Origin of the sequence: Pseudomonas sp. S3(2024) (assembly GCF_036861315.1) — a bacterium.
GTDB lineage: Bacteria > Pseudomonadota > Gammaproteobacteria > Pseudomonadales > Pseudomonadaceae > Aquipseudomonas > Aquipseudomonas putida_A.
In genome coordinates this window covers 63422-73702 of record NZ_JAZAQQ010000017.1, presented here as the reverse complement: position 1 = coordinate 73702, position 10281 = coordinate 63422, and the positions used below count along the sequence as shown (strand labels likewise).

Genomic DNA, 10281 nt, shown 5'->3' with positions numbered 1-10281 from the left:
GCGAGGACTACCTGGACCAGCCGCTGCGGTTTCAGGGGCAGTATTTCGATGCGGAAAGCGGGCTGCATTACAACCGGCATCGGTATTACGACCCGAGGTTGGGACGGTATTTGACGCCGGATCCCATCAAGTTGGCGGGTGGGTTGAATCAGTACCAGTACGTGCCGAATCCGACGGGGTGGGTGGATCCGTTGGGGTTGACGTCGAACTGTCCGCCGCCGAACAGGCCAGGCTGTGAGGTGCCGGGTGGGATTGGCGGGGCTAAGGTTGACGAGGGTGAGCCGAAACTACCGACCATTGCTCACAATATAGATCCGAAAACTTTGAAGCGTGTACATACAATAGAGGGAAAAACCTCAACCAGGACAGTCGAGGATTATAAAAATAAAATGCGCAACGGATACGACCCAACCGATCCCATCACCGTAATAGAACATGACGGCAACCTATATATCTTGGACGGACACCATCGCGCAGCAGCTGCACGACAAACTTCGACCAATGTGACAATCAAACTCATAACAGATCTAAAAACGTATAACGGAGCTCTACGAAGTATTGAAGATGTATTGGAATCAGCAAACAATGTGGGCCTGGACAGGTTGGAGCACCGGAGAAGAAGATGAGCGATCAAAATGAAGCTTTGGACATCCTGATAAATGACTTTATCTCCATGGTAGAGTCCAGCACGCTGATATTTGAGCGCAAATTTGGCACTCGTGACATTCGACGGCTCTGGTACACCAAGATAATAAAGCGACGAGGAAGAGTCACTCGAGGCGTTAAATATGAATTGCATGGTGTTGGCTGCCGCATCAATCTATCGACAGGAAGCGTAGATTTTGACTATGGCCCAAACGGTGAAATTAATGGGTTTGATACTTGGCGCCTATACAATTTTGCCCGCGAAAGACCATCTAAACATAGGAAATATTGCGATGAAAAAATCATTAAAAAAGAACTGGAAGAATATCTTAATTTAAAAAAAATCAAAAAAATGTCAGCCTTCAGTAACCTGTATGTATGGGCTGACTCAAAAGAAACCGATTAAACATGACCACGAAAAGGGCCTGTTCACTCAGGCCCTTAAAAACAAATCCAAATTTTCAATCCACCTTACTCCCCCTCACTGCTCATCCTCATCCTCCTCATACTCCATATCTGCCTCATCCGCATCATTCAACGGCACCGTCGCATCATCCATCAGCGACCCCGGATCCTCGTTCCCCGGATCATTGATAAACGGCAGACCACTCGGGCCTTTTTCTTCCTTGCCTTCGGTTTCGGGCGTCATGGCAAACCTCTACGTCTGGTGGGTTGTATAACGTTCGAAAAGCCTTACAGGCAATCGTTCCAGTGTCCGACCGCCAGAAACGAAAAACCCGGCGCCAGGCCGGGTTTGTTTTCGAATATTCAATCAGTGATGGCGGTTTTTGTGTTTGTACTTGTTGTGCTTGTGACCACCACCGGAATGAGCTCTGCCACCGTCGTCACCCAGGTTGTTGCCCACTGCACCACCCGCCGCACCACCCAAACCAGCACCGATGGCCGAACCGGTGGAGCCGCCCAGGCTGTTGCCGACCACCGAGCCGCCGGCAGCGCCGAGGCCACCACCAATGGCGGCTTCGGTGCGATTGTGTTTATTCGCCCCAACCGCGCTGCCCGCCGCGCCACCGACGCCTGCGCCAACCGCGGCACCAGTGCTACCGCCGAGCTGGCCACCGACCACGTTACCGAGTACACCGCCCAAACCGCCACCTACGGCGGCGCTGCCATCTCCGGCGGCCATCGCACCTTGAGCGATGAATAATCCGAAAAACAGTGCAGACAATGACAAGCGCATTTGAACCTCACAGTTCCCGAATCGGGAGGGTATGCCCATAGGGCCTATGTCAGATTGGAGACATTTTTCGAGAAAACGTTCAGCCATGAAAAAACCCGACATCGAGCCGGGCTTTTTCTGACAAACGTTCGCTATCAGTGACGCTTGTGACCTTTGGACAGGTTAGCGCCGACGGCACCACCCGCAGCGCCACCAAGACCGGCGCCAATGGTTGCACCATTCCGGCCGCCCAGGCTGTTGCCGATCACCGAACCACCGGCCGCGCCAACACCACCACCAATAGCCGCTTTGGTGCGGCTGCCCTTGCCGGCAGCCATCGCACTGCCCGCCGCGCCTGCAACACCGGCACCAATCGCTGCGCCCGTGCTGCCGCCCATCTTCTGGCCAACCACGTTACCCAGCGCGCCACCCAGACCGCCGCCGAGTGCTGCAGTACCCTCACCGGCGACCGCACCTTGAGCAACCAGAAGCCCCAGAACCAGAGCAGGCAATGTTAGACGCATGACGAAAACCTCAAAAATAGGGAGATCAAAAGGGGCCGAGATTGAAAGCTGCCGACGCGCTGAAGTCCAGACAAATCAGCTGCCGCCGCGCACTTGGCGCCGATTGGACAGCGATTTCGCCAAAGGTTTTATCGCAGGCAAAAAAAAGCCCGCTGGGGAGACGGGCTGGAGACTTGCTTTCTAACGGATGGCTTCACCCTACGACCGTGGACGTGAAAAGTTTGTGAAAAACACCAAACCGGGCCAAGAGTTTGTAGGAGATTTCCTTTTCATAAACAGCAGGCATAAAAAACCCCGTTCATAGACGGGGTCGTTCGGTCTCACTTTATTTTCTTGAGCGGGCCGAGACCTTTGGAAGGAATTTGGCTTTCGGCCCCTTGGGTGCCGTGGACTTGATCTTGCCGGTCTGCACCGGATCCTCGCCAAAGCCCGATTGGTACTCCGTCTGGCCGCAACGGACACAGTTGTTGAATGAAAATTCGGCTCCATCGTCTTCGATATACGGATCAGTCATAGCCTCTCCCCTTTGCGATAGATCGACACCGGCAAAGCCCTTTTGCCTGAAAAAATATCGACCTCCAAGGCTTTTGAGACTAGCCGGTCATTACCGGACTTGTGGTTCAGTTCGACCGATGCCCGACGAATGGCCTACACCTGCTCAACATCCGAACCAACCGTTGATCTCACAACGCTAAAGATTCCCGCCCACAGGCCGTTGCCCTTTTTCATACAAATGAATCTCAAGGAGAGAACATGAAAATCAACGGATTCCCGGAAATGCCGGTCGTAAAACTCACGGACGAACAAATCGCTGCCGGCAAAGCCGCCGGTGAAAAATTCAAGGAAAAGCTCGCATCAGGCGACATCACCATCACCTACCCGGACAAACCGGTTCTGACTCCCGGCGTTATCTACCACCCGAGTCAGCCGGCCGATCCGACGCCCTCCACCGGCACCCCGCCGATGGTCGCAGTCGATACGCCCCTGACCTATGACGCCCACGGGCTTGTCATCCTCAAGCCACAGGGCTGATCGAAAGCAGAAAAGCAAAAAGCCCATTCATCATCTGAATGGGCTCGCTTAAACACCGCGACTGCATCAACGCAACTTGACCGCCGTACCCGTCGCGAACACCACAACCATGCCACCCTTGCCCGCCGGCATGCTGATCTCGAAATCCAGCCCGACCACCGCATCCGCCTGCAACGCCCGCGCCCGTTCCTTGATCTCGTCCGTCGCCTGAACCCGCGCCTCTTTCAACGCACGCTCCAGCGTCTGCGAGCGCCCACCAAAAAAATCGCGCATGCCGGCAAACATGTCACGGATCACGTTGACGCCCTGCACCGACTCCGCGCTGACAATGTCCAGGTACGCGGTGATCTGTCGGCCTTCGATGGCGTGGGTGGTGGAAATGATCATGGGAACAGTCCTTTTTTCTACGGATAAAGCGACGATTGTAATGTGCTATGGGAAAATCAGACCGAGCACTTGCGCGCATGACAGGCGTAGCGGATTAAAATCCAGACGCCAGAAACCACAAAACCCCTGATCTCTTTCGAAATCAGGGGTTTTGCGTATTGAATTTGGCGGTGAAGGAGAGATTCGAACTCTCGATACAGTTTCCTGTATACACACTTTCCAGGCGTGCTCCTTAAGCCACTCGGACACTTCACCGTATCTCTTCAAACATGTTCTGTCTGTCGAGGCGCGCTAATGTAGTCGAAAGCTTTTCTGATGGCAAACTTTTTTTCAGAATTTTCATGTGGTTAAGACAAAAAGGCGTTTCGCCCCACCTTGGACGATGGCAAACCGGCCAATCTCTGGTGACGGCCGCCCTTCTATATAGAAGCAGAACGGCGTGCTACGCCGGGCGCGGCCGGAAACGGTGACCGGCGAGTCAGTCACAGCGCTTTACCTGGCCTACGGTGGTGGGTAACGTCTGCCCATCTTTCTTACAAGGAATAGCGTCATGAGTGAGTTGATTGCCTACCACCTCGAAGACGGTATCGCGACCCTGACCCTGAACAACGGCAAGGTCAATGCCATTTCCCCGGACGTGATTGCGGCGTTCAACGCGGCGCTGGATCAGGCGAAGACTGATCGTGCCATCGTGATCATTACCGGTCAGCCGGGGATTCTGTCGGGCGGCTATGACTTGAAGGTGATGACCACCGGCCCGAAAGAAGCCGTGGCGCTGGTGACTGCGGGTTCGACACTCGCCCGCCGCCTGCTGTCCCACCCGTTTCCGGTGATCGTTGCCTGCCCAGGCCACGCCGTGGCCAAAGGTGCATTCCTGCTGCTGTCCGCCGACTACCGCATCGGTGTCGACGGCCCGTTCAGCATCGGTCTGAACGAAGTGCAAATCGGCATGACCATGCACCACGCCGGCATCGAGCTGGCGCGTGATCGTCTGCGTCGTTCGGCGTTCCACCGTTCGGTGATCAACGGCGAGATGTTTGATCCGAAAAGCGCGGTGGATGCCGGTTTCCTCGACAAGGTGGTGGCTGCCGAAGAGCTGCAAGGCGCAGCCCTGGCCGCGGCGCGTCAGTTGAAGAAGATCAACATGAACGCGCACAAGAACACCAAGCTCAAAGTGCGCAAGGCGCTGCTCGAAGCCCTCGACAACGCGATCATCCAGGATCAGGAGCACCTGGGCTGAGCCCACGCTTCCCGAGCCGAAGAAAAGCCCGACCGTCGTGTCGGGCTTTTTCTTGCGCGTTCGGTTGATCATCCGCCGACAGCTCTAGGACGCGTCTGACGATCAACTTGGAAACATGCGCTTAAACATCGCCTATCTCCGGACTCTATAGCAGCAATTGCCGAAAACAGTGCACATCCGTACACTGCGCCACCTTTTGTCCCGGTGGGGCCTGAAAATGCTGTTTGTGTTTCGTATGTTATTGATGGGCCTGCACTTTATTCTGGCCGGCGTGTTGGGGGTGATCCTCGGGCTGTGCCGGCCGTTCAATCCGGACAACAGCCGACTGTGCGCCCGCCTCTACGCGCTTCCGGCCATGTGCATTCTGCGCTTGCGGGTAAAAGCCGACGTCGGCCCGTTGATGAACAAGCCAGACAGTTGCGTGATTGTCGCCAACCATCAGTCCAACTACGACCTGTTCGTGTTCGGCAACGTGGTGCCCCGGCGGACCGTGTGCATCGGCAAGAAAAGCCTGAAATGGGTGCCGCTGTTCGGGCAACTGTTCTGGCTCGCGGGCAACGTGTTGATCGATCGCGGCAACGCGCACAAGGCGCGCAAGTCGATGCTCACCACCACCCACACCTTGCAGCACGAAGACACGTCGATCTGGGTATTCCCGGAAGGCACGCGCAACCTCGGTGAAGAACTGCTGCCGTTCAAGAAAGGCGCGTTCCAGATGGCGATCGCCGCCGGTGTGCCGATCGTGCCGGTGTGCGTCAGCAGCTACATCAAGCACATGCGCCTGAACCGCTGGCGCAGCGGGAACATTCTCATACGCTCGCTGCCGGCGATTCCTACAGCCGGGCTGACCATGGATGACATGCCCATGCTCATGTCCCAATGCCGCGAGCAGATGCGCGAATGCATCGCCGCGATGGATCAGCAGCTGCAAGCTGCGTAAAAAAGCCCGCCTTGTGCGGGTTTTCTTTTGCCGGGTGAACTGTACAGATTTCACTGACTCTCAAGCAGCGACACAGCTAAGCTGAAGCCTTGTATTCCCTGCCATCTGCCAAGAAGAAGTGAACCACTACCATGGGTCGAGTTGTTGCTGCTGCGGTTTACAGCGCCGGTAAGAAAGTCACTAATATCACGCTTGACGAAGGTGCCGCCTGGGCCGCAAAAACCGGACATTTTGTCTGGATCGGCCTGGAAGAGCCGGACGCTCAGGAGCTGGCCAATCTGCAGCGCCAGTTCAACCTGCACGAACTGGCCATTGAAGACGCCCTGGAAAAACACAGCCGGCCGAAGCTGGAAACCTTTGGTGACGCCTTGTTTATCGTCACCTACTCGCCAATCCGCGAACATGGGATCTTGCAGTTCATCGAAACACACATCTTCGCCGGCAAGGGCTACATCATCACCGCCCGCAACGGCCACTCGGCGTCCTACGCGCATGTCCGCCAACGCTGTGAGGCGCGGCCGCTGTTGCTGGAGCACGGCGAAGATTTCGTCCTGTATGCGCTGCTGGATTTCGTCATAGAAAACTACCAACCGGTGGGCGAAGCGATTCATGCCGAGATCGATGAACTGGAGCGCAACGTGCTGTGCAGTGCGTTGAACGAGCATGACATTCAGAAACTCCACGGTCTGCGCCGCGACGTGTTGCGCCTGCGCCGCTATGCAGCGCCGATGGTGGAGATTGGCGAGGAGCTGCAGAAGCTGAGCTTCCCGTTCATCGACAAGAACATGCGCCCGTACTTCCGCGATGTGCAGATTCACGTCACGCGGCAGATGGAAGACCTGACCACGCTGGCCGACATCGCCAGCCAGACCATCGAAATCGGCGTGCTGCTCGAGGCGTCACGGCAGAGCGTGGTGCAACGCAAGTTTGCCGCGTGGGCGGCGATTCTGGCGTTCCCGACCGCGGTGGCGGGGATTTACGGGATGAACTTCCAGAACATGCCGGAGCTGAGCTGGCACTACGGCTATTTCGCTGTGTTGGGGTTTATTACGGTGGGGTGTGTGAGTTTGTGGGCGAGTTTCAAGAGGTCGGGGTGGTTGTANGGGATTTACGGGATGAACTTCCAGAACATGCCGGAGCTGAGCTGGCACTACGGCTATTTCGCTGTGTTGGGGTTTATTACGGTGGGGTGTGTGAGTTTGTGGGCGAGTTTCAAGAGGTCGGGGTGGTTGTAGTCCTGTGGCGAGGGAGCTTGCTCCCGCTGGGGTGCGAAGCGCCCCCATACAGAAATCAAGTTGCCGTAAATTACGGCTGCTGCGCACCCGAGCGGGAGCAAGCTCCCTCACCACATAGGTAAATGTCAGGTCTTAAATCGCTGCAGCCTCAGGCTTGTGCGCCACAAAGCGCATCATCCACTCTGCCACCGTGATGCCATGGTGCTCCTGCTCCAGGCTGGCCACGCCTTTCGAGTAGATCTGCGAACCCAGCGCTTCCTGGCGCAGATCCAGCAGCGCTCGCGAATAGTCGTGAATGAATTCCGGGTGGCCCTGGAAGCACAGCACCTGATCGTTGATGTGGTACGCGGCAAACGGACAGAAATCGCTGGAGGCAATAACCGTGGCGTTTTCCGGCAGCGCCGTGACCTGATCCTGGTGGCTGATCAGCAGCGTCAGCTCTTCTCGCACCGGGCTCATCCACGGAGCCTTGGCCGCCAGTTTGTAGTTGTGGGTGCCGACGCCCCAGCCTTGGCTGGCGCGCTCGCTCTTGCCACCTAGCAGCAGCGCCAGCAATTGATGGCCGAAGCACACGCCGAGCAGCTTGTCGCCACGCTCGTAGCGGGTCAGCAGGTATTGCTTGAGGGTCTGGATCCACGGGTCGGTGCCGAACGAATCGGCCTTGCTGCCGGTGATCAGGTACGCATCGAAGGTCAGGTCGTCGCTTGGGTATTCGCCCTGCATCACGTTGTACACGGTGAACTCGGCGGCAATCGGTTGCTGCGAGAACAGGCGCTGAAACATCTGCCCGTAACCCTGATATTGATCGACCAGTTCCGGACGCAGGATGTCGGTTTCCAGAATGCAGATGCGTAGCGACATAAAAAATACCTGACACGTGATGGGAATAATGAACACCCCAGAGCCTGCCTTGAAACACCCCGGCAAGGCAAGCCCCGCAGCGTTCAGCCGATCACTTAAACAGCTCGCCTTTCGCGGCTTTTTCCAGCAACAGCGCCGGTGGCGCAAAGCGCTCGCCGTACTGCTCGGCCAGATACTGCGCGCGTGCGACGAAGTCCTGCACCCCGTACTGATTAATGAACTGCAAGGCGCCGCCGGTCCACGGCGCAAAGCCGATGCCGAAGATCGAGCCGACGTTGGCATCCGCCGTCGAGGTGAGCACGCCCTCCTCCACGCAGCGCACGGTTTCCAGGGCCTGCACGAACAGCAGACGATCACGCACATCCTTCGGCGAAATCTGCCCGTCGGCCTGCTCGAAGCGCGTCTTCAACTCCGGCCACAGATGTTTCTGACCACCCGCCGCGTAATCGTAGAAACCACCGCCAGCGGCTTTGCCCGGGCGCTTGTATTCGTTGAGCAGCAAGTCAATCACGGCGAAGGCCGGGTGTTCTATCAGCGGTTTCCCTTCCGCTTGCAGGTCTTTGGCCGTTTGCTGACGGATATGGCTCATCAGGCTGAGGGAAACTTCGTCGGAGATCGCCAGCGGCCCGACCGGCATCCCGGCCTTGCGCGCTTCGGTCTCGATCATCGGCGCGCTCACGCCCTCGCCGAGCATGGCGATGCCTTCATTGGTGAAGGTGCCAAACACCCGCGAGGTAAAGAAGCCGCGACTGTCATTGACCACGATCGGGGTTTTCTTGATTTGCAGAACAAAGTCGAAACCGCGCGCCAGGGTTTCAGCACTTGTTTGCGCACCTTTGATGATTTCCACCAGCGGCATTTTGTCCACCGGGCTGAAGAAGTGCAGACCGATGAACTTGCTCTGATCGGGTACCGCGGTCGCCAGTCCAGTGATCGGCAAGGTTGAAGTGTTGGAGGCAATCACTGCATCAGAACCCACTATTTTTTGCGCTGCCGACGAGACCGTCGCCTTGAGTTCGCGATCCTCGAACACCGCCTCGATGATCAGATCACAACCCGCCAGATCCGCATCATCTTCAGTGGCGTGGATCCGCGCCAGCACCGCTTCGCGCTTTTCGGCCGTCATCTGGCCACGGTCGACTTTTTTGTCCAGCAGCGCCGCCGAATGGGCCTTGCCCTTCTCGGCCGCCGCCAGGTTGATGTCCTTGAGCACTACGTCGATGCCGGCTGAGGCACTGACAAAGGCGATCCCGGCGCCCATCATGCCCGCACCGAGCACACCGACCTTGCGCGTGACATATGGCGCAAAACCCTGCGGCCGCGAACTGCCGGCGTTGATCTCGTTGAGCTGGAACCAGAAGGTGCCGATCAGGTTTTTCGAGATCTGCCCGGTGGTCAGTTCGGTGAAATAGCGGGTTTCGATCAGGTGCGCAGTGTCGAAATCGACCTGTGCGCCCTCCACCGCCGCACACAGAATCTTCTCTGGCGCCGGCAGCGTGCCCTGAGTCTTGCTGCGCAGGATCGACGGCGCTATCGCCAGCATCTGCGCGACTTTCGGATTCGACGGTGTGCCGCCGGGGATCTGATAACCCTTCACGTCCCAACGCTGCACCGCGCCCGGGTTGGCGACAATCCAGGCGCGCGCCTTGGCCAGCAACTCGTCACGATCCGCCGCCAGTTCATCGATCAGACCGGCCTGCAATGCCTGTTGCGGGCGTACCTTTTTGCCTTCGAGCAAGTACGGCAAGGCTTTTTCGATGCCGAGCATACGCACCATGCGCACCACCCCGCCGCCGCCCGGCAGCAGGCCCAGCGTCACTTCCGGCAGACCGAGTTGCACCGCCGCATCGTCCAGCGCCACCCGGTGATGGCAGGCCAGACAGATTTCCCAGCCACCGCCGAGCGCGGCGCCGTTGATCGCCGCGACCACCGGTTTGCCGAGGGTTTCCAGGGTGCGCAATTGTGCTTTGAGGCTCAGCACCATGTCATAAAAGGCTTTGGCTTCGGGTTTGCCGACCTTGATCAGCTCATTGAGGTCGCCGCCGGCAAAGAAGGTTTTCTTCGCCGAGGTGATGATCACCCCGGCGATGCTGTCTTTTTCCGCCACCAGTCGCGCAACGCAGGCGCCCATGGCCTGGCGGTACACGGCGTTCATGGTGTTGGCGCTCTGGCCCGGCATGTCGATGGTCAACACGACGATGGCGTCCTGGCCTTTTTCGTAACGAATGGCTTCGCTCATA

The 10281-nt window shown here is 57.5% G+C and carries 13 protein-coding genes and 1 tRNA gene; 6 read left to right on the top strand and 8 right to left on the bottom strand.

Annotated elements, in window-relative coordinates; translation table 11 throughout:
* On the top strand, nucleotides 1-626 hold a 626-nt coding region (locus tag VLA07_RS26340), incomplete at its 5' end, for an RHS repeat-associated core domain-containing protein (RefSeq protein WP_333992473.1).
* The gene (locus tag VLA07_RS26335) at nucleotides 623-1051 is read left to right on the top strand and encodes a DUF6896 domain-containing protein (protein WP_330207791.1); all 429 of its coding nucleotides are present in this window, start codon (nucleotides 623-625) and stop codon (nucleotides 1049-1051) included. The genes VLA07_RS26340 and VLA07_RS26335, both read left to right, overlap by 4 nt.
* A 75-nt stretch (nucleotides 1052-1126) precedes the next feature.
* Here VLA07_RS26335 and VLA07_RS26330 read toward each other — a convergent pair whose 3' ends face one another.
* The 4 genes from VLA07_RS26330 to VLA07_RS26315 form a co-directional block, all read right to left on the bottom strand.
* The gene (locus VLA07_RS26330) at nucleotides 1127-1294 is read right to left on the bottom strand and encodes a hypothetical protein (protein WP_003223252.1); all 168 of its coding nucleotides are present in this window, start codon (nucleotides 1292-1294) and stop codon (nucleotides 1127-1129) included.
* 123 nt (nucleotides 1295-1417) lie between these two features.
* Entirely contained in the window at nucleotides 1418-1843 is a 426-nt protein-coding gene (locus VLA07_RS26325; RefSeq protein WP_027613308.1) for a YMGG-like glycine zipper-containing protein, read from the bottom strand.
* 134 nt (nucleotides 1844-1977) lie between these two features.
* The gene (locus tag VLA07_RS26320; RefSeq protein ID WP_007960728.1) at nucleotides 1978-2346 is read right to left on the bottom strand and encodes a glycine zipper domain-containing protein; all 369 of its coding nucleotides are present in this window, start codon (nucleotides 2344-2346) and stop codon (nucleotides 1978-1980) included.
* Nucleotides 2347-2671: 325 nt separating this feature from the next.
* On the bottom strand, nucleotides 2672-2860 hold the full coding sequence (locus VLA07_RS26315; RefSeq protein ID WP_007960727.1) for a hypothetical protein: 189 nt from the start codon (nucleotides 2858-2860) through the stop codon (nucleotides 2672-2674).
* 239 nt (nucleotides 2861-3099) lie between these two features.
* Between VLA07_RS26315 and VLA07_RS26310 the strand changes: the two genes are divergently transcribed.
* Entirely contained in the window at nucleotides 3100-3378 is a 279-nt protein-coding gene (locus VLA07_RS26310) for a hypothetical protein (protein WP_097087585.1), read from the top strand.
* A 66-nt stretch (nucleotides 3379-3444) separates the two neighbouring features.
* On the opposite strand, the gene VLA07_RS26305 is transcribed toward VLA07_RS26310, so the two are convergent.
* Entirely contained in the window at nucleotides 3445-3765 is a 321-nt protein-coding gene (locus VLA07_RS26305) for a YbjQ family protein (protein WP_027613311.1), read from the bottom strand.
* A gap of 165 nt (nucleotides 3766-3930) precedes the next feature.
* Nucleotides 3931-4020 (bottom strand) — tRNA-Ser (locus VLA07_RS26300).
* Nucleotides 4021-4315: 295 nt separating this feature from the next.
* On the opposite strand from VLA07_RS26300, the gene VLA07_RS26295 reads away from it, so the two are divergent.
* The 3 genes from VLA07_RS26295 to VLA07_RS26285 all read left to right on the top strand — a co-directional run bounded on the left by VLA07_RS26295 (nucleotide 4316) and on the right by VLA07_RS26285 (nucleotide 7180).
* Nucleotides 4316-5005 carry a crotonase/enoyl-CoA hydratase family protein gene (locus VLA07_RS26295; RefSeq protein ID WP_333992468.1) on the top strand — a complete coding sequence of 230 codons (690 nt, stop codon included), beginning with the start codon at nucleotides 4316-4318 and terminating at the stop codon, nucleotides 5003-5005.
* Nucleotides 5006-5222: 217 nt separating this feature from the next.
* Nucleotides 5223-5945: a 1-acylglycerol-3-phosphate O-acyltransferase gene (locus VLA07_RS26290; RefSeq protein ID WP_333992466.1), complete on the top strand. Its 723-nt coding sequence runs from the start codon at nucleotides 5223-5225 to the stop codon at nucleotides 5943-5945.
* A 131-nt stretch (nucleotides 5946-6076) separates the two neighbouring features.
* Nucleotides 6077-7180, top strand: a complete 1104-nt coding sequence (locus VLA07_RS26285; RefSeq protein ID WP_333992464.1) for a magnesium and cobalt transport protein CorA — start codon at nucleotides 6077-6079, stop codon at nucleotides 7178-7180.
* A 132-nt stretch (nucleotides 7181-7312) separates the two neighbouring features.
* Here VLA07_RS26285 and VLA07_RS26280 read toward each other — a convergent pair whose 3' ends face one another.
* Both VLA07_RS26280 and VLA07_RS26275 read right to left on the bottom strand, forming a co-directional pair.
* The gene (locus tag VLA07_RS26280) at nucleotides 7313-8041 is read right to left on the bottom strand and encodes an amidotransferase (RefSeq protein WP_333992462.1); all 729 of its coding nucleotides are present in this window, start codon (nucleotides 8039-8041) and stop codon (nucleotides 7313-7315) included.
* Between the two features lie 91 nt (nucleotides 8042-8132).
* Nucleotides 8133-10280, bottom strand: coding sequence for a 3-hydroxyacyl-CoA dehydrogenase NAD-binding domain-containing protein (locus tag VLA07_RS26275; protein WP_333992461.1), 2148 nt, complete (start codon nucleotides 10278-10280; stop codon nucleotides 8133-8135).
* Between the last annotated feature and the right edge of the window lies 1 nt (nucleotide 10281).

Coding starts and splice junctions, on each gene's coding strand:
- VLA07_RS26335 (WP_330207791.1), top strand. CDS start 623: ATGAGCGATCAAAATGAAGCTTTGGACATCCTGATAAATGACTTTATC.
- VLA07_RS26330 (WP_003223252.1), bottom strand. CDS start 1,294: ATGACGCCCGAAACCGAAGGCAAGGAAGAAAAAGGCCCGAGTGGTCTG.
- VLA07_RS26325 (WP_027613308.1), bottom strand. CDS start 1,843: ATGCGCTTGTCATTGTCTGCACTGTTTTTCGGATTATTCATCGCTCAA.
- VLA07_RS26320 (WP_007960728.1), bottom strand. CDS start 2,346: ATGCGTCTAACATTGCCTGCTCTGGTTCTGGGGCTTCTGGTTGCTCAA.
- VLA07_RS26315 (WP_007960727.1), bottom strand. CDS start 2,860: ATGACTGATCCGTATATCGAAGACGATGGAGCCGAATTTTCATTCAAC.
- VLA07_RS26310 (WP_097087585.1), top strand. CDS start 3,100: ATGAAAATCAACGGATTCCCGGAAATGCCGGTCGTAAAACTCACGGAC.
- VLA07_RS26305 (WP_027613311.1), bottom strand. CDS start 3,765: ATGATCATTTCCACCACCCACGCCATCGAAGGCCGACAGATCACCGCG.
- VLA07_RS26295 (WP_333992468.1), top strand. CDS start 4,316: ATGAGTGAGTTGATTGCCTACCACCTCGAAGACGGTATCGCGACCCTG.
- VLA07_RS26290 (WP_333992466.1), top strand. CDS start 5,223: ATGCTGTTTGTGTTTCGTATGTTATTGATGGGCCTGCACTTTATTCTG.
- VLA07_RS26280 (WP_333992462.1), bottom strand. CDS start 8,041: ATGTCGCTACGCATCTGCATTCTGGAAACCGACATCCTGCGTCCGGAA.
- VLA07_RS26275 (WP_333992461.1), bottom strand. CDS start 10,280: ATGAGCGAAGCCATTCGTTACGAAAAAGGCCAGGACGCCATCGTCGTG.